Annotated in this window: 14 protein-coding genes; 7 read left to right on the top strand and 7 right to left on the bottom strand. The window is 60.3% G+C overall.

What is annotated here, in order from left to right:
• Positions 1-205: 205 nt before the first annotated feature.
• Both BUA94_RS12615 and gndA read left to right on the top strand, forming a co-directional pair.
• Positions 206-2,656: a Tex family protein gene (locus BUA94_RS12615; protein WP_073013527.1), complete on the top strand. Its 2,451-nt coding sequence runs from the start codon at positions 206-208 to the stop codon at positions 2,654-2,656.
• Positions 2,657-2,841: 185 nt separating this feature from the next.
• Positions 2,842-4,266 (top strand): NADP-dependent phosphogluconate dehydrogenase, encoded by a 1,425-nt coding sequence (gene gndA / locus BUA94_RS12610; RefSeq protein WP_073013524.1) that lies wholly within the window; start codon positions 2,842-2,844, stop codon positions 4,264-4,266.
• 113 nt (positions 4,267-4,379) lie between these two features.
• Here the strand turns inward: gndA and BUA94_RS12605 are convergent, their stop codons facing one another.
• Both BUA94_RS12605 and BUA94_RS12600 read right to left on the bottom strand, forming a co-directional pair.
• Positions 4,380-5,327: a 2-hydroxyacid dehydrogenase gene (locus tag BUA94_RS12605; protein WP_073013522.1), complete on the bottom strand. Its 948-nt coding sequence runs from the start codon at positions 5,325-5,327 to the stop codon at positions 4,380-4,382.
• The gene (locus BUA94_RS12600; RefSeq protein WP_073013519.1) at positions 5,324-5,737 is read right to left on the bottom strand and encodes a VOC family protein; all 414 of its coding nucleotides are present in this window, start codon (positions 5,735-5,737) and stop codon (positions 5,324-5,326) included. Before BUA94_RS12600 ends, BUA94_RS12605 begins: the two co-directional genes overlap by 4 nt.
• A gap of 568 nt (positions 5,738-6,305) precedes the next feature.
• Between BUA94_RS12600 and BUA94_RS12595 the strand changes: the two genes are divergently transcribed.
• The 5 genes from BUA94_RS12595 to fumC all read left to right on the top strand — a co-directional run bounded on the left by BUA94_RS12595 (position 6,306) and on the right by fumC (position 11,888).
• Positions 6,306-7,301 carry an ABC transporter substrate-binding protein gene (locus tag BUA94_RS12595; protein WP_139251105.1) on the top strand — a complete coding sequence of 332 codons (996 nt, stop codon included), beginning with the start codon at positions 6,306-6,308 and terminating at the stop codon, positions 7,299-7,301.
• 87 nt (positions 7,302-7,388) lie between these two features.
• Complete coding sequence (locus BUA94_RS12590) at positions 7,389-8,273, top strand: ABC transporter permease (protein ID WP_073013517.1); 885 nt, start codon at positions 7,389-7,391, stop codon at positions 8,271-8,273.
• Positions 8,266-9,333 (top strand): quaternary amine ABC transporter ATP-binding protein, encoded by a 1,068-nt coding sequence (locus BUA94_RS12585; protein WP_073013516.1) that lies wholly within the window; start codon positions 8,266-8,268, stop codon positions 9,331-9,333. The genes BUA94_RS12590 and BUA94_RS12585 overlap by 8 nt, the downstream gene beginning before the upstream one ends.
• Before the next feature lie 396 nt (positions 9,334-9,729).
• Complete coding sequence (locus BUA94_RS12580; protein ID WP_073013515.1) at positions 9,730-10,401, top strand: GntR family transcriptional regulator; 672 nt, start codon at positions 9,730-9,732, stop codon at positions 10,399-10,401.
• A 104-nt stretch (positions 10,402-10,505) separates the two neighbouring features.
• On the top strand, positions 10,506-11,888 hold the full coding sequence (gene fumC / locus BUA94_RS12575) for a class II fumarate hydratase (protein ID WP_073013514.1): 1,383 nt from the start codon (positions 10,506-10,508) through the stop codon (positions 11,886-11,888).
• Between the two features lie 47 nt (positions 11,889-11,935).
• On the opposite strand, the gene fhuF is transcribed toward fumC, so the two are convergent.
• The 5 genes from fhuF to kduI all read right to left on the bottom strand — a co-directional run bounded on the left by fhuF (position 11,936) and on the right by kduI (position 17,578).
• The gene (fhuF, locus tag BUA94_RS12570; protein WP_073013513.1) at positions 11,936-12,721 is read right to left on the bottom strand and encodes a siderophore-iron reductase FhuF; all 786 of its coding nucleotides are present in this window, start codon (positions 12,719-12,721) and stop codon (positions 11,936-11,938) included.
• 185 nt (positions 12,722-12,906) lie between these two features.
• Entirely contained in the window at positions 12,907-14,436 is a 1,530-nt protein-coding gene (locus BUA94_RS12565) for a UxaA family hydrolase (protein WP_073013512.1), read from the bottom strand.
• Between the two features lie 157 nt (positions 14,437-14,593).
• The gene (locus BUA94_RS12560) at positions 14,594-16,039 is read right to left on the bottom strand and encodes a mannitol dehydrogenase family protein (protein WP_235860550.1); all 1,446 of its coding nucleotides are present in this window, start codon (positions 16,037-16,039) and stop codon (positions 14,594-14,596) included.
• A complete protein-coding gene (gene kduD / locus BUA94_RS12555; protein WP_073013511.1) occupies positions 16,029-16,757 on the bottom strand; it encodes a 2-dehydro-3-deoxy-D-gluconate 5-dehydrogenase KduD in 729 nt (242 codons plus the stop codon). Before kduD ends, BUA94_RS12560 begins: the two co-directional genes overlap by 11 nt.
• On the bottom strand, positions 16,754-17,578 hold the full coding sequence (gene kduI, locus BUA94_RS12550; protein ID WP_073013510.1) for a 5-dehydro-4-deoxy-D-glucuronate isomerase: 825 nt from the start codon (positions 17,576-17,578) through the stop codon (positions 16,754-16,756). The genes kduD and kduI overlap by 4 nt, the downstream gene beginning before the upstream one ends.
• Between the last annotated feature and the right edge of the window lie 33 nt (positions 17,579-17,611).

Genomic DNA, 17,611 nt, shown 5'->3' with positions numbered 1-17,611 from the left:
TTTTGAAGAGAAGGACGGTGACGTCTACCACCTGAAATTGATCGTGGGAAGGTTCTGCAATGGGGTCCGGCGTGCGGGCGCATTTCCGTGGACTTCGCCAACCTGTCTCTTTATCGCCCTGTTTGGCAGCTCTATCGTCCCCGTTCTTGCCTTGCCGCCTTTGGCTGGAGGCAGGCCTTACGACACGACAAGATGGAAACGCCGCATGTCCGAGTTCTCTGACCTGACCCTTCCTGCCCCCGGCACCAAGGCTGCTGCCCTTGCCCCGGATGTTGCCCTCCGCATCGCGCGGCGGATTGCGGATGAGATCGGGTGCCAGCCAACCCAGGTGAATTCTGCGGTTCAGCTTCTCGACGAAGGCTCCACGGTTCCCTTCATCGCCCGCTACCGCAAGGAAGCGACCGGCGGGCTGGACGACACCCAGCTGCGCAAGCTCGAAGAACGGCTGATCTATCTGCGTGAGCTGGAAGACCGGCGCGTTGCCATCGTCAAGTCGATCGAGGAGCAGGGTAAGCTGACGGATGAGCTTGCCAAGAGCATCGCGCTGGCGGACACCAAGTCCGTTCTTGAAGATCTCTACCTGCCGTTCAAGAAGAAGCGCCGCACCAAGGCACAGATCGCCCGCGAAGCCGGTCTGGAACCGCTGGCTGATCTGCTGCTTTCCGATCCGTCAAAAGACCCGGAACAGGAAGCCGGCAGCTATGTTTCTGAAGAAAAGGGCGTTGCGGACACCAAGGCAGCTCTTGATGGGGCCCGCCAGATCCTGATGGAACGCTTTGCGGAAAACGCTGCTCTCGTTGGCCAGCTCCGCCGCCATGTCTCGGAGAAGGGCGTCGTTCAGTCCAAGCTGATCGATGGCCAGAGCGAGAAGGGCGCGAAGTTCGCGGACTATTTCGACTATTCCGAGCCGCTCTCCAAGATCCCGAGCCACCGCGCTCTGGCTCTGTTCCGTGGCCGCAATGAAGGGATTCTGTCCGTCGATCTGACGGTGGATGCGGATGACGTCTCGCCGGTAAAGCCGGCTGAAAAGCTGGTCGCCGACACCTACGGCATCGCTGACCAGGGCCGTCCGGGTGACAAGTGGCTGATGGATGTGGCGCGCTGGGCCTGGAAGGTGAAGCTGGCGCTGCATATTGAACTCGATCTCATGGGCGACCTTCGCGACAAGGCCGAGGAAGAGGCCATCCAGGTCTTCGCCCGCAATCTGAAGGATCTGCTGCTGGCTGCCCCTGCTGGCGCCAAGGCGACACTGGGTCTCGATCCTGGCATCCGCACAGGCGTGAAAGTTGCCGTGGTTGACGGGACGGGCAAGCTGATCGACACGGCAACGATCTATCCGTTCCAGCCGCGCAACGACATTGCTGGGTCGCGGGCAACCCTTCTGGCACTGATCGCCAAGCACAAGGTGGGGCTGATCGCCATCGGCAACGGTACCGCCAGCCGCGAAACGGACCGTCTTACAGCCGATGTTCTGGGTGACATTCCGCCGGCCAGCCGTCCGGTCAAGGTCATCGTCAATGAAGCCGGCGCATCGGTCTATTCGGCCTCTGAGCTGGCCTCCAAGGAAATGCCGGGCATCGACGTGTCCCTGCGCGGCGCGGCGTCCATTGCCCGCCGCCTGCAGGATCCGCTGGCGGAGCTGGTGAAGATCGAGCCGAAGTCTATCGGCGTCGGCCAGTACCAGCATGACGTCAACCAGACCAAGCTTGCCCGAGCGCTGGACGCGGTCGTGGAAGATGCAGTGAACGCGGTTGGCGTTGATCTCAATACGGCATCTCCGGCGCTGCTCTCGCGCATTTCCGGCCTGTCGGACAGCCTGGCCCGCGCTGTGGTTGAGCACCGGGACAGCATCGGGCGGTTCACCAGCCGCAAGCAGCTCAAGGAAGTGCCCCGTCTCGGCGCCAAGGCGTTTGAGCTTTGCGCCGGCTTCCTGCGTATCAATGATGGCGAGGAGGCGCTGGACGCTTCGTCCGTGCACCCGGAAGCCTATCCGCTGGCAAAGCGCATCGTGAAGGCCTGTGGCCGGGATGTGCGCCAGCTCATGGGTGACAGCTCGGTGCTGCGCGGACTGGACCCGAAGGAATTTACTGACGAGCGCTTCGGCCTGCCGACGGTGAAGGACATTCTGTCGGAGCTGGAAAAGCCGGGCCGAGATCCCCGTCCGGAGTTCAAGACCGCTTCCCTTGCAGATGGGGTTGAGGAAATCTCCGACCTGAAGCCGGGCATGAAGCTGGAAGGCACGGTGACCAATGTCACCAACTTCGGCGCATTCGTTGATGTCGGTGTGCACCAGGACGGTCTGGTTCACGTTTCCCAGCTGGCGGACAAGTTCGTTGATGACCCGCACAAGGTGGTCAAGGCGGGCGATATCGTGAAGGTGACGATCCTGGAAGTGGATGTGAAGCGCAAGCGCATCTCCATGACGATGAAGTCGGACGTGGACTATCAGGGCCAGCGCGAGCGGGCCGCAGATAACCGTCAGAGCGGGCATCGTGATGACCGTGGTCCGGGAGGGCGTGGACCAGGTGGCCGTGGACCTGGAGGAAAGGGGCCCGGTGGTGGTTCCGGCGGCGGCAAGCCGGGAAATGCCCCCGCTCCCGCCAACAACGCCATGGCTGCGGCACTGGCCGCCGCTATGAACCGTGGCCGGAAGTGATTTTCGCATCTTCGATCGCAATTGGAGCCCGGTGCTGGAAGGTGCCGGGCTTTTGCTTGCTTGGACGATGAAATTGTAAAAGCGAACGCTTTGGGCGTTCTGTGGAATTGCGGACTGTGAGCAAACTGGGATATTACGCTGCCAGCGAACACGCGAAATCGAACAAGAAGCGAAAGGAGCTTTCCATGTCCGCAACGACGGCGACTGCCGAGATCGGATTGATCGGCCTTGGCACCATGGGGGGAAACCTGGCGCTGAACATTGCTGAGAATGGTTTTTCCATCGCGGTCTTCAACCGCACCACGGACAAGACCGACCAGTTCATGGCAAAGGCAGGCCCGCTTGCGGAAAAGCTGGTTCCGACCAAGACCCTTGAGGATTTCATCGGCGCCATCAAGAGCCCGCGTGCCATCATCCTGATGGTCCCGGCAGGCGAGGCCGTGGATGCGCAGATCGAAGCGCTCCGTCCTCTTCTGGATCCGCAGGACCTGATTATCGACGCGGGCAACGCCAATTATCACGACACCAACCGCCGCGATGAAGAAGCTGCCGCAAAAGGTCCGCGCTTCATGGGTATCGGCGTCTCCGGTGGTGAAGAAGGCGCTCGTTTTGGACCGTCCATCATGGCGGGCGGCCCGGCTGATGCCTGGACCCAGGTTGGTCATATCCTGGAAGCGATTTCCGCCAAGCATGAAGGCACGCCTTGCGCGGCCCATCTGGGCGCTGCCGGTGCCGGTCATCTGGTGAAGACCGTTCACAACGGTATCGAATATGCCGACATGCAGATGATCGCCGAAGTCTATGGTGTGATGCGCGACGGCCTCGGCATGACCTCCGCTGAAATCGGCTCGGTATTCGAGACGTGGAACGGTGGCATTCTCCAGTCCTACCTGATCGAGATTTCCGGCAAGGTTGCCAATACGGCTGACCCGGATACCGGCAAGCCGATGCTGGACATCATCTTGGATACGGCTGGTCAGAAGGGCACCGGTCGCTGGACCGCCATCGAAGGCCTCATGCTGGGCACGCCGGCAAGCGCCATCGAAGCGGCTGTTGCCGCCCGCAACATGTCGGCCCGCATTGATGAGCGCAAAGAAGGTGAGGCCGTGTTTGGTGCGGCTCCGGTGGCGCTCGACAAGGCTGCAATCGCCACTTCCGTTCTGGAATCTGCATTGGTTGCCGGCAAGATCGTCTGCTACGCGCAGGGCTTCGGCCTGATCCTGGAAGCTGCCAAGCAGTATGGCTGGGCAATGCCGCTGCCGGAAATCGCGAAGATCTGGCGCAATGGCTGTATCATCCGCTCTGCGATGCTGAACGACATGGCCAGCGCCCTTGACGAAGACCCGGCCCGCAACCTGATGCTGGCGCCGTTCTTTGCTGACAAGCTCAAGGAAACCCATGGCGCCCTGCGTCAGGTGGTGGCGCTCGGCGCTCTGAACGGTCTGGCTGTTCCGGCCCTGTCGTCGGCGCTGTCCTATTTCGACATCATGCGCACCGGCCGCTCCACGGCCAACATGCTGCAGGGCCAGCGCGACTTCTTCGGCGCCCACGGCTTCGAGCGCACGGACAAGGATGGCAAGGGCTATCATGGCCCTTGGGCCATGGGCTGATTGGTCCAGCCTTTCTGAAGACAAAAAGCCCCGCGCAAATCTGCGCGGGGTTTTTCATTTCAGCTGTTCCCGAACAGTGCTCTGGCGCTGATCTCGCCGGAAGCTTATGCTCCTCAGTAGCCCCGGTTGCGGTCGATTGCTGCGGGAATCTCACCCGTGTTCAGGAAGGCCGTGACATTGCGCTTCACGAGTTCGGACGCGGTCTTCTTGATCGTCGGGGCGGAAATATGCGGGAGCACCGTAACGGACGGATGTGTCCAGTAGCGGTGATCCGCGGGCAGCGGTTCGGTCGCAAAGACATCGAGAACAGCATGCTTGACGTGCCCCGTGTCCAGCGCTTCGAGCAGGGCGCTGTCATCGATGACCGGGCCACGGGCAAAGTTGATCAGGCTAGCCCCCGGCTTCAGCGCGGCGAGGGCTTCCTTGCCCACAAGTCCGCGGGTCTCGCTGGTCAGGGGCATCAGCACGACGGCAATGTCCGTCGTGGTCAAGGCTTGTTTCAGGCCTGCCTCGCCCGAGAAGGTCCTGATGCCATCCAGTGTCTTCTCGCTCCGGCTCCAGCCCTGAACGGTAAAGCCGTTGTCCTTGAGGCGTTGAGCTGCGGCAGCGCCAAGATGGCCGAGGCCAAGCAGCGTCACCGTTTGGTCTTCAGGCAACTTCAGTTCATGCTCACGCCAGCGCCGCTCGGCCTGCTGGCGGGCATAGGCGGGCATGTCCCGGTGAAGATAGAGCGTCCAGGCGAGCACAGCCTCGGACATGGTCTGTGCCATCTTCGGGTCGACCAGGCGCACGATCTTGAGATCTGATGCCGGCAGTTCCGCGGCCATCCGCTCGATGCCAGCCCACAGGCTCTGAACCCACTTGAGATTCGGCAGCAGAAGCAGTTCGGCCGGGTCCGGATTGGCAACGATGGCAAGTTCGGAGGCTTGCCGGTCTTCCTTGCTGACATCCGCAAGCAGGCGGATTTCCGCGTGAGGGCCAAGCGCGCTGTTCAGCGAGGCCAGCCAGCCCTCTGCTTCGCTTCTGCTGCTGCGTGTGACGAAGGGAATGAGGCGGGTCATGCGGCGAATATTCCGGATGTATCCTTGAAGCCCTTTACCTCGATCGGATTGCCGGACGGGTCGCGGAAGAACATCGTGCTCTGTTCGCCGGGCTCTCCCTTGAAGCGGATGGACGGGGCAAGAACGAACTGGGTTCCGGCCGCCGTCAGCTTGTCTGCCAGCGTCTGCCAGTCGTCCATGCCGAGCACCACGCCCAGATGCGGCATCGGCACCATGTGATCGCCGACCTTGCCCGTGTTGGTCGTCTTGAACGGTTCGCCCAGGTGCAGGGAGATCTGGTGGCCGAAGAAATCGAAGTCGACCCAGGTCTCGGTGCTGCGGCCTTCCGGGCAGCCGAGCAGGTCTCCGTAAAAGGCGCGGGCTTCGTCAAGGTCCGTGACATGGTAGGCGAGATGGAAACAGGAGCGCATGTTTATCCGTCGCTGTGAGATTGGCGGGAAATGCCGACAGGCAGCCTTCTTTCTATCAGCCAGAACGGGTCCCGTCACGGCCTCTGAACCTGGCGGATTTACGATAAAAAGCATGAACTTGCGCTCGACTCGCCACGGTTCTCTGGCCGATTCCGATAATTTTATGTCTTGATTTGATCTTCCTGCGCCCCAAAACGCCAATAATGGCGGCAGTTTGGTTCTTTTGTTGCCAAATGGCGACAAAAGGATCTGCAAAGGTTGTCAGTGGGAAACTGAAGTGTAATTATCTCGGCGAGATAGCATCGCTAATGTGGTGTAAAATATAATCCTGATCAAGGGAAACCAATGCGCGAATTCAAGATGACTAGTGTGATCCGCTTTCATCTCGAATTGGCTCAAGGCTCCGGGCATGTGAATCTGAATTCAGTTTCTGATTCATCAGATATTTCACGTAATGATTGAAATATTTATTTTATGCCCGGTTTCGATCCAAATGGACTGAAGAATAACTGACAATTCCTCATCCTTTTATTTAATCCTCAATGTTGAACTGCAGTGGAGAAGTCTGATGAAGACAGTGTTTGCCACCCTGGCTGCGACAGCCCTTTGCCTGGGCGCATCGTCAGCCATGGCCGCCGAAGAGTGCGGTACGGTTACAGTTGCCGAAATGAACTGGGCGTCCGCGGGAGCGATGGCGCATATCGACAAGATCATCCTGGAAGAGGGATATGGCTGCAAGGTGGAGCTGGTTACCGGCGACACGATGCCGACCTTCACCTCCATGAACGAAAAGGCCGAGCCGGATATGGCGCCGGAGCTTTGGGTCAATGCCGTGCGCGAGCCGCTCGACAAGGCCGTGGCTGACGGCAGCCTGCTGATCGGTGGCGAGGTTCTGGCCGATGGCGGTGTCGAGGGCTGGTGGGTTCCGACCTATCTCGCCAAGGAACACAATATCAAGACCGTCGAAGAGGCGCTGTCCCATCCGGAACTGTTCCCGGGTGCGGAAGACGAGAGCAAGGGCGCCTTGTTCAATTGTCCGTCGGGCTGGGCTTGCCAGATCATCACCGCCAACATGGCCCGCGCGCGGGACGTGGAGGAAAAGGGATTTGAAGTTGTCGATACCGGGTCTGCCGCAGGTCTCGATGGCTCCATTGCCCGCGCCTTCGAGCGCAAGGAAGGCTGGCTGGGTTACTACTGGGCCCCGACCGCCATTCTGGGCAAATACGAGATGACCAAGCTGGACCGGGAAGCGGAATACGAAAAGACCGCCTGGGACACGTGTATCGTCGTTGCCAATTGCCCGGACCCCAAGCCCGCCGACTGGCCGCGTTCTGACGTCTTCACTGTCGTGACCAAGTCCTTTGCCGACAAGGCGGGGATTGCAATGGACTACGTCAAGGTCCGCTCCTGGCACAATGAAACGGCCAACAAGGTTCTGGCCTGGATGACCGACAACCAGGCCACCAATGAAGATGGCGCCTACTACTTCCTGGAAAACTTCGAGGATGTCTGGACCAAGTGGGTGACGCCCGAGGTTGCCGAGAAGGTCAAGGCGGCACTTTGAACGTGACACAGTATGACTTTGTAATGGGCGGGTCCGCGATCGACGCGGGCCCGCTTGGTGGTTCCACAGCCAAGGCGGGAGCACATCATGGACTGGGTTGACTTTCCCTCTATGGGGCGCCGCGATCTCCGGGACCTGCGTCTCACGATCGACGGTGGCTTCAAGGAATTTACGAGAGCCTATGGCGAGACGCTGGAGAACCTGTTTTCTCCTCTGAAGGCCTTTCTGATCGGCCTTGAAAACCTTCTGATTTCCTCTCCCTGGCCGCTGGTGCTGCTTGGCCTTGTGGCGATCGTGTTCGCACTGAGCCGGAGCATCAAGATCACGGTCGGATCGGCCATTGCCCTGCTGCTGATCGGCTATTTCGGCATGTGGGAAGACACGATGCGGACCATTGCCATGGTGGCCGTGTGTACGTTGACGGCGATTGTCGTCGGCATTCCGATCGGCATCCTCATGTCCCGGTCAGACCGGGTGCAGTCCTTCATCAATCCCATTCTTGATCTCATGCAGACGATGCCGAGCTTCGTCTACCTGATCCCGGTGGTGATGATCTTCGGCCTTGGCAAGGTGCCAGGGGTGATTGCCGTGGTCATCTATGCCATCCCACCGATGATCCGGCTGACCAACCTCGGCATCCGCCTCGTGAACAAGGATGTTCTGGAGGCCGCGGATGCCTTCGGGTCTTCCGCGTGGCAGAAGCTGGTCAATGTTCAGCTGCCGCTGGCTCTGCCCACCATCATGGCCGGTATCAACCAGTGCATCATGATGTCGCTTGCCATGGTCGTCGTTGCCTCGATGATTGGCGTCAAGGGTCTCGGCCAGCCTGTGCTTCAGGCCATCAACAACCAGTATTTCACCATGGGCGTGATGAACGGCCTCGCGATTGTTGCGATCGCCATCATCTTTGACCGGGCCACCCAGGCCTATGGCAAGCGCCTGCAGAAACACTCGGAGACTGTCCATGGCTGATGCTGATGCATTTGAATATGAAGGCACCCGTGCCGACGCCATCGGCATCGACATCCGGGGTCTCTACAAGATCTTCGGGCCGGACGGAGCCAAGCTGGTCGACAAGGTCAAGGAGGGCATGTCCAAGAGCGAACTGAACGAGAAGTACAATCACGTTCTGGGTCTCAAGGACATCAACATCTCCATGCCGGCGGGAAAGATCCAGGTGGTCATGGGGTTGTCGGGCTCCGGCAAGTCAACCTTGATCCGGCATATCAACCGCTTGATCGAGCCGACCACCGGCGAGGTGCTCTATGGCGATGTGGATGTCTGTAAGATGTCCATGCGGGAGCTGCGGGAATTCCGGCGGCATAAGACCGCCATGGTGTTCCAGAAGTTCGCGCTTCTGCCCCATCGCACGGTGCTGAAGAACACGGTCTATGGTCTGGAAATCCAGGGCGTTGCCGAAAAGGAAGCCGAGCAGCGGGCGGCCAAGTGGATCACCCGGGTCGGGCTTGAGGGCTATGAGGATTACTATCCGAACCAGCTTTCCGGCGGCATGCAGCAGCGTGTGGGCCTCGCCAGGGCTCTGGCGAATGATTCCGACATCCTGCTCATGGATGAAGCCTTCTCCGCGCTGGATCCTCTGATCCGTATGGACATGCAGAGTGTGCTGCTGGATCTCCAGCAGGAACTGCACAAGACCATCGTGTTCATCACCCATGATCTGGACGAGGCCCTGCGCCTTGGGGACCGGATCGCCATCTTGCGCGATGGCGAGGTCATCCAGCAGGGCACGGGTCAGGAAATCGTGCTGCGTCCTCAGGACGAGTATATTTCCTCCTTCGTCAAGGAAGTGAACCGGGGACGGGTGATCGTCGTCGACACGGTCATGGACCGGTCCCGCAGACTTTCGGAGGGTCTGACCGTGCCGCGTGGCATTCGCCTTGAGCAGGCGGCAAAGCATTTTGCCGATACCGGTCAGAGTGAAGTCAATGTGGTCGACAAGAAGGGAATGCCGGTTGGCGTCCTGACCGTACAGGACACGATCTCAGCGATGGTGACCCCGGCTGAGCACTGATGACATGCAGGGCACTTCAATCTGAAGGCTCTGAATTGCGAAAAGGGACGGCGTTTGTCTTTAAGGCTTTCGCCGTCCTTTTTTGTTTCTCGCAGAAGCAGTCCTGAAGCTGGTTTTCTGTATTTAGATAAAGTTTTAAGTTATTTGTTTTAATGGTCCGCAGTTTCTGGCTGATCTGTATTTTTTCATATCTTTGAATGTATGCATCATTTTCCACATAGTCCCGACTATTAGCGGGATAAGTAAAATTGAAACTATATTCTTAACACTCGCTAACCAATTTCCCGGCAGAACAGTTGGGTGAAGGCAATATTTTGCATCGGAATAACTGACAGGTGTTTCGACGCCTGCCGCCGTTTCCGTGTGACAGTTATTTACCCAAGGTTTGCGCGTCTTATGGACTCCAGAAACAAGATCACCCGCGTCGACAGTGCCTATGATCGTCTCAAGGAAGAGATCCTGAGCAGTCAGCTGCCTCCGGGTTTCCAGGCGCCGGAACCGGACATTGCGGACCGGCTGGGAATGAGCCGGACGCCTGTTCGTGAAGCCCTGATCCGCCTTGAAGCGGATGGACTGGTCGAGCTGATCCCGCGAAGGGGCGCTCGCATTCTCGGTCTGTCGCCCCGCGATTTTGCCGATATCTATGAGCTGCTGCTTCTGCTGGAGCCAGCTGCTGTCGGCCGTCTGGCAAGCCGCCCGATGGACCCGGCCCATATTGAGAGACTGGAAGCCATTCTCGACGACATGGAAGAGGCTGCTGCCACGGGCGATCTGGAAGCCTGGGTGGACGCGGATGATCTGTTTCACCTGACGCTTGCCCGGATTTCGGGAAACTCCCGTCTCGCGGGCTATCTTGAAAGCCTCATCAACCAGGTTCGCCGGGGCCGCCTTGTTCTCTTGCGTCTCATGAAAGTGCCGGACGACAGCGTCGAGGCCCACCGGGAGCTTTTGTCAGCCATCCTTTCCAGGAATGTTGAGGCCGCCAGTGAAGCTGCCCGCTACCATCGACAAGCCGCTCACAAGACTCTCGCTTCGATTTTTGAAGACTTCCGGTTGCCGCAGATCTGAACAAGGCCGGGTCCGGAGCTGGCTCCCTGCAAATCGGGCTGAACTTCAGATTGTCTGGCTGTCTTCTCTCCCTACATTAGAATGTGGCGAAGAAGGAGGCCTCCATGCGCACCGAAGTTGACGGGATTGGACCGATTGAAGTCTCGAAGGATCGCTATTGGGGAGCGCAGACCCAGCGATCCTTGAAATATTTCGCGATCGGTACGGACCTGATGCCCCTCGAGGTCATCCATGTCTATGGAACCTTGAAGAAAGCGGCTGCCCTGACCAACAGGGATCTGGGGCTGCTGGATGCAAAGCTTTGCGACTTGATCTGCGCTGCGGCCGATGAAGTGTCTGCCGGCAAGCTGGACGATCATTTTCCGCTCAAGGTCTGGATGACCGGCAGCGGCACCCAGACCAACATGAACGTGAATGAGGTCATTTCCAACCGGGCCATCGAGATGGCGGGAGGGGTGCTGGGCAGCAAGTCGCCGGTTCACCCGAATGACCACGTCAACATGTCCCAGTCGACCAATGACAGCTTCCCGTCCGCCATGCATATGGCGGCTGCTATCCAGGTCTCGCGGAGTGTCCTTCCGGCGATCAAGCATCTGCGCAACGGCCTGGATGCCAAGGCCCGGGAATGGGATGACATCATCAAGATCGGCCGGACCCACATGCAGGATGCTACGCCGCTGACTTTGGGACAGGAGTTTTCCGGCTTCGTGCACATGCTGGATCAGGACATGGAGCGGATCTCCTATTCCTTGAAGGATGTCTATGAGCTGGCCCTGGGCGGTACGGCGGTCGGCACTGGCATCAACGCCCATCCGGAGTTTGCAACGAAAGCTGCCGCGTATATCGCGCAGATGACGGCCCTGCCGTTCCGGACCGCAGAGAACAAGTTCTCAGCGCAGGGCGCCCATGCCGCGCTGGTGGCTCTCTCCGGCGTGCTGAAAACGCTGGCAGGCTCCCTGTTCAAGATTGCCAATGACATCCGCTTCCTAGCCTGTGGCCCTCGCAGCGGCATCGCGGAACTGTCACTGCCAGCCAATGAGCCAGGCTCCTCCATCATGCCCGGCAAGATCAATCCCACCCAGTGTGAGGCGCTGACCATGGTCGCCCTTCAGGTGATGGGCAATGATGTGACGATCGGCATGGCGAGCAGCGCCGGACATCTGGAAATGAACGCCTATAAGCCGGTGATCATCAATGCCCTGCTACAGTCGGGCCGGATCCTGGCAGACTCCAGCCGCAGCTTTGCAGATCATCTGGTGAAGGACATGACGGCCGACCGCAAGCGCATTGGAGAGCTGCTGGAACGGTCCCTGATGCTGGTCACGGCTCTCAGCCCTGTGATTGGATACGACAAGGCCAGCGAAGTCGCGCATAAGGCCCATGAAGATGGCACGACCCTGCGGGAGGCGGCTTTGGCGCTTGGCTATGTCAGCCCCGCCGAATTTGACGAGATTGTTGATCCGGCCAAGATGATCGGCAGGACCTGAGAAGGTCCTGGAAGTCTGGCGGGGGGGGCTCCGCCAGATCACTCCTGTCAGTCCGTGCGGCCTGCGCCCGGAACGACGGGCCGTTCGGTTTTGCCGGATGCGGGCATGAGCGAGCAATCAGGGCAACGGTCGACGCCTTCGAGCAGATAGCGCAAGCAGCAGACGCGGCGCGTTCTCGTCAGTTCCGATCCGGAAGGACGGTAGGGGCCGAAGAGCGGGTTCCGTCCGCCGTCCGGGCGTGTAGGCGCTTGCGTTACTGCCTTGAAGGCCGGGGCCTTGCCATCCAGCAGCACGTCGCAAGTATAGTCGATGGCGACCGCCGCATTCATCCAGAACACCTTGGCCGAGGCGCCGGAACGGGCAGCAAGGGAAAACACCAGTGGCGCAAGGTGATTGTCGACCAGCTCATGCATCAGATCGAAGGGGCTGTCGTCCGGTTCCGATGCGGTCGCCGATGGCTGGATAAGCTTGAAGCTGAAAGGCTGTCCCTTGCCATCGTGGCGGAAGGTGAGCCGTCCCGGATTGGCGGGAATACGGGTTCCGGCCGCGTGGCTGAGCATGAGCAGCGGCGGGATCATGAAGCCGAAATACCATTGGGACCAGAAGGACGCGATAGCCCTGCGGTCGCTCGTCGGGAGTTTGCCCGCGCGGTAGGTTTCCAGAATGTCGGTCAGACCCTTCGGGTCCAGCATCCGGATACAGCTGATGTCGCCCTGAATGGCAGGAGCAGCCTCGAACCGGCTCGCCAGATGCGCGGCCGGGCCGTGGAACAGCGATCCGGCGAAATCGGTGAGATCCACCAATTCGCCCGGGCGATGTTCGGGAGCGGCCATATAAGTTGCGTCCTGCGGTTCAGCCTTGCGCCAGTGACACCCGGCAGAAGGACCGGTCCAGCGCGATTGCGCGGACCTTATCCAACCTATCGGCGAAAAAGGCAAGAAATGTCGAGTGCTTTCCTCATGAATTCTTGAGGGGAAAGCACTCTGCTTGTGTCAAACAGGCGCGGCTGAACGCCAGGTTACATGACCGCGCCCACTTGCCAGGGCACGAATTCGTTGTCGCCCAGTCCCAGCGCTTCGGATTTGCTCTGTTTGCCGGAGGCGATCTCAAGGATCATGTCCAGGATTTCTGCCCCTTTCTCGGCAATGGAGATCTTGCCGGAAAGAATGTCACCGCAGTTCAGGTCCATGTCTTCGGGCATGGAATTGAACAGGGCTTCATTGGTTGCCAGCTTGATGGTGGGAGCGGGCTTGGAGCCGAAGGCCGAACCGCGGCCGGTGGTGAAGACAACGATTTGTGCACCGCCTGCAATCTGTCCGGTGGCTGAAACCGGATCATAGCCGGGCGTGTCCATGAAAACGAAGCCGGCGTCCGTGACGGGCTCGGCGTAGTCATAGACAGCTGTCAGAGGTGTCGAGCCGCCCTTTGCAGCTGCGCCAAGGGACTTCTCTAGGATCGTGGTCAGGCCGCCTGCCTTGTTTCCGGGGCTTGGATTGTTGTCCATGCTGCCGCCGTTCATTTCCGTATAGCGTTCCCACCAGTGGATCTGGCTGATCAGCTTCTGGGCAACGGCATCATTGGCAGCCCGGCGCAGGAGAAGCTGCTCCGCGCCATAGATCTCCGGTGTCTCGGACAGGATGGCCGTGCCACCAAGACCGACGAGCAGATCCGAGGCAACGCCGAGAGCGGGGTTGGCGGTGATGCCGGAGAAGCCGTCCGAGCCGCCGCATTGCAGGGCAACCTTGAGGCTGGACGCGGGGCAGGGAGAGCGCTCGATCCGGTTGACCTCCGGCAGCAGCTCCAGAACCTTGGCCTTCACCTGTTCGATCGTCGCGCGGGTTCCGCCGGTTTCCTGAATGGTCAGTCCGTGGAACCGGTCGGCAAGGGTGCCGCCGAACTGGGACTTCATCCGGGCCACCTGCATGACTTCGCAGCCAAGGCCGACAAAAACCGTGGCACCCACGTTCGGGTGAGTGGCGTGGCCCCAAAGGACACGTTGCAGGATCTTGAAACCTGCGCCTTCGCTGTCCATGCCGCAGCCTGTGCCATGGGCGAAGGCGACGATGCCGTCCACATTCGGATAGGCATCGAGCGCGCCGGACGATTCCAGTTCGAATGCCGCTCTTCGGACGACCGTTGCCGAACAGTTCACCGTCGCACAAAGTGCAATGTAGTTGCGGGTGCCGATCTGGCCATTGTCGCGGCGGTAGCCCATGAAGGTCCGCTCGGAAGGCGAGGGGATGGCGGCCCGAGCCTGATCGAGATCAGCGCCGATTTCATAGGCTTCATCGTGAGAGGAGAAGGCGCAATTGTGGGTGTGGACATGTTCGCCCGGAGCAATCGGCTGCGTGGCCGTTCCGATGATTTGCCCAAATTTGTAGATCCAGTCGCCTGCTGCATGGGCTGAGCGGGCCAGCTTGTGACCGGCGGACACTGGTCCTTCCAGCGGTGTGCCAAGGCCGAGCGGGTCGTCGCCCTTGGCGGCGCGGGAGGTCAGGATGGCTACTGTGTCCGAAGGATGCAGGACAATTGGCTTCTGGGTGCTCATGCGGCGTTCCTGAAATGAGACTGTGCAGCAAGCTGCGCCATCGACTGGCGGCTCTGCGAATGCCGAGGGCGGATAGGCCGTCCCCGGCATGTTTGTGTTGCTCGGGCATCAACCCTGGACGGCGCGGTCGGAATGTCCGGTCCGCGCCTGCCTTGGATCAGCCCAGGTCTGTGAGAACCTTCTGCACGCCATCGGCCTTCAGAAGGATGTAGGAGGCCTCGAGGTCGAGACGGATCTGAGAGGCCAGCTTGGCATCGAAGATCTGGTCGACGGACAGAAGCGCAGCAACCTTTTCGCCCGGCGTCTGAGCGGCGTCGGACAGGTCCTTCAGCTTGGCAGCCAGCGGATCGCGGACGTCGATCGGGTTGCCCTTCAGGTCAACGCCACCGACGTAGATCATCCAGGCTGCAATCGCCGTTCCAAGGCCCGGGCACTGACGGCCGGCCGCCAGATTGTCCCGGACGGTGCCGAGGATGCGCTGGGGCAGCTTCTGGCTGCCGTCCATGGCAATCTGCCAGGTCCGGTGCCGGATCGACGGGTTCGCGTAACGCTCGAACAGGGCGTCCGCATAGGCGGCCAGATCCACGCCTTCCGGCGGAGTGAAGGATGGAATGATCTCGCGGCGCCACAAGGCCTTCACGAAATCGGCCAGGATCGGGTCCGCCACGGTTTCCGAAATGGTCTCGTAGCCAGCCAGATAGCCGAGATAGGCGAGGGACGAGTGGGTGCCGTTCAGCATCCGGAGCTTCATGTGCTCATAGGCGGTCACGTTGGCGACCATCTGGACACCGACAGCACCGAGATCCGGACGGGCATCCTTGCCATAGGCTTCGACGAATTCGTCTTCGACAACCCACTGGCGGAAAGGCTCGTGCAGGACCGGAGCGGCATCTTTGAAGCCGGTCTTGGCAGCAAGGGCTTCGATGTCTTCCGGCTTGGTGGCCGGAACGATCCGGTCGACCATGGTTGCCGGGAAGCGGCCATCGGCCTCGATCCAGCTTGCAAGGTCCGGGTCGATCAGGCCTGCGAGTTCCAGGACGATGCCTTTCACAAGACGGCCGTTTTCCGGGAGGTTGTCGCAAGTCAGAACGGTGAACGGCGGCAGGCCTGCGGCCTTCCGGCGTTGCAACGCGCGAACCAGAAAGCCAGGGGCGGAAACCGGCAGCTCGTAGTCCAGATCCTTGAGGATGTCCGGGTGCTGGCGGTTCAGGCGTCCGGTTGCCGGGTCATGGCAATAGCCCTTTTCCGTCACGGTCAGGCTGACGATGCGGATGTTCTCGCTCGCCATGGTCGCCAGAACGGCTTCCGGATCTTCACGGGCGACAAGGACGCCGGTGATGATCTCAACCTGGCGCAGGGTCTCGCCCTTCGGACCCAGTTCCTGGGCCGTGTAGACGAATTCCTGGGGAGCAAGCTGGTCGCGCATGGTCGGGCTCTGCAGGCTGACACCGACAATGCCCCAGTCGCCACCAGACTTCTCCATGGCTTCTTCGATGTAGACCGCACCATGAGCGCGGAAGAACGCGCCCAGACCCAGATGGACGATGCCTGCCTTGGGGGCAGGGCCCTTCTTGCGGGTCAGATTGGGAAGATCAGCGGGCAAGCCAGCCTCCATCAACATTCAGAATTGCCCCGTGGATGTACCGGGCAGCCGGAGACGACAGGAACACTGCCGCTTCGCCAATATCGCTTGCCTCACCCCAGCGGCCTGCCGGAATGCGGTCGAGGATCGCCTTGTTGCGATCCGGATCGTTGCGAAGGGCTTCCGTGTTGTTGGTCGTGATGTAGCCCGGAGCAATGGCATTCACATTGATGCCCTTTGCCGCCCACTCGTTCGCAAGCAGCTTGGTGAGACCTGCAACGCCATGCTTGGAGGCGGTGTAGGACGGTACGCGGATGCCGCCCTGGAAGGACAGCAGCGACGCGATGTTGACCACTGCGCCATTGCCGCCACGGGCGAGCACAGCCTTGCCGAAGGCCTGGCAGGTGAAGAACAGGGCCTTCAGGTTGACGTCCATGACGTCGTCCCAGTCTGCTTCGGAAAAGTCGACCGCATCCGCACGGCGGATGATGCCGGCGTTGTTGACCAGAATGTCGACATGCTCGTCGTTGAAAACGTCGCGGGCCGCCATCGGATCGGAGAAGTCGAGGCTGATGGCCTTGCCGTTCTTGATCTGGGCGAGGGTTTCGTCACAGTCGCGGCGGGCGGCGCAGAGAACCTCTGCACCGGCCGCTCCCATGGCGATGGCGATGGCCTGGCCAATGCCGGTGTTGGCACCGGTGACCAGGGCGCGCTTACCTTCCAGGGAGAAAGGGTTCACCGCAGGTCCTCCATGGCAACCATTTCAACGTCCTTGTAGTCGACGTTGTCGCCAGCCATTGCCCAGATGAAGGTGTAGCTGCCGGTGCCTGCGCCACAGTGGATGGACCACGGCGGGGACACGACGACTTCTTCGTTTTTCATGACCAGGTGACGGGTCTCGTCCGGACGGCCCATGAAGTGGAACACGCGGGAATTCGCGTCCATGTCGAAGTAGCAATAGGCTTCCATGCGGCGGTCATGCAGGTGGGCCGGCATGGTGTTCCAGACGGAGCCGCCGTGGAACTGGGTGTAGCCGACGACCAGCTGGCAGGATTCCATCACTTCCGGATGGACGAACTGGTAGATGGTGCGGTCGTTGGCGGTCTCTGCAGACCCGGTGCGGAAGCTCTTGGCGTCTTCGATGCGGATCAGCTTGGCCGGAAGAGCCTTATGAGCCGGTGCGGAGGTGATGTAGAAGCGGCCTTCGCCGGAGAAGGTCACGGCGCCAGCGCCCAGCGGAATGTAGAGCACGTCGCCGCGGTTCATCGGGTAGGTTTCGCCACCGGCGGAAACGGAACCGGCTGCACCGATGTTGACGACGGCCATTTCGCGGCGGTCGAGAATGCTCTTGGTGCCGCATTCCTTGACTTCGTCCAGGACCAGGTCCTTGCCGGCCGGCACGGCGCCACCGACGATCATGCGGTCGTAATGGGTATAGGTCAGCCGGATTTCACCGTCGGCAAACAGGCCGCCAACATGGAAATGCGCGCGCAGGCCGTCGGTGTCGAGCGTCTTTGCAGTCGCCGGATCGATGGCGTGGCGGGTTTCGACTGTAAGCATAACTAAGTCCTTTGCTTGGGAGGAGGGACGTTA

This window comes from Roseibium suaedae (genome assembly GCF_900142725.1).
In the GTDB taxonomy this organism is placed as follows: Bacteria; Pseudomonadota; Alphaproteobacteria; order Rhizobiales; family Stappiaceae; genus Roseibium; species Roseibium suaedae.
This window is presented reverse-complemented; position numbering and strand designations above follow the sequence as displayed.

Excerpts from the sequence above, each read along its gene's own strand:
- BUA94_RS12595 (WP_139251105.1), top strand. The coding sequence starts at position 6,306 with ATGAAGACAGTGTTTGCCACCCTGGCTGCGACAGCCCTTTGCCTGGGC.
- gndA (WP_073013524.1), top strand. The coding sequence starts at position 2,842 with ATGTCCGCAACGACGGCGACTGCCGAGATCGGATTGATCGGCCTTGGC.
- fhuF (WP_073013513.1), bottom strand. The coding sequence starts at position 12,721 with ATGGCCGCTCCCGAACATCGCCCGGGCGAATTGGTGGATCTCACCGAT.
- BUA94_RS12600 (WP_073013519.1), bottom strand. The coding sequence starts at position 5,737 with ATGCGCTCCTGTTTCCATCTCGCCTACCATGTCACGGACCTTGACGAA.
- BUA94_RS12565 (WP_073013512.1), bottom strand. The coding sequence starts at position 14,436 with ATGAGCACCCAGAAGCCAATTGTCCTGCATCCTTCGGACACAGTAGCC.
- kduI (WP_073013510.1), bottom strand. The coding sequence starts at position 17,578 with ATGCTTACAGTCGAAACCCGCCACGCCATCGATCCGGCGACTGCAAAG.
- BUA94_RS12580 (WP_073013515.1), top strand. The coding sequence starts at position 9,730 with ATGGACTCCAGAAACAAGATCACCCGCGTCGACAGTGCCTATGATCGT.
- BUA94_RS12585 (WP_073013516.1), top strand. The coding sequence starts at position 8,266 with ATGGCTGATGCTGATGCATTTGAATATGAAGGCACCCGTGCCGACGCC.
- BUA94_RS12605 (WP_073013522.1), bottom strand. The coding sequence starts at position 5,327 with ATGACCCGCCTCATTCCCTTCGTCACACGCAGCAGCAGAAGCGAAGCA.
- BUA94_RS12615 (WP_073013527.1), top strand. The coding sequence starts at position 206 with ATGTCCGAGTTCTCTGACCTGACCCTTCCTGCCCCCGGCACCAAGGCT.
- fumC (WP_073013514.1), top strand. The coding sequence starts at position 10,506 with ATGCGCACCGAAGTTGACGGGATTGGACCGATTGAAGTCTCGAAGGAT.
- BUA94_RS12590 (WP_073013517.1), top strand. The coding sequence starts at position 7,389 with ATGGACTGGGTTGACTTTCCCTCTATGGGGCGCCGCGATCTCCGGGAC.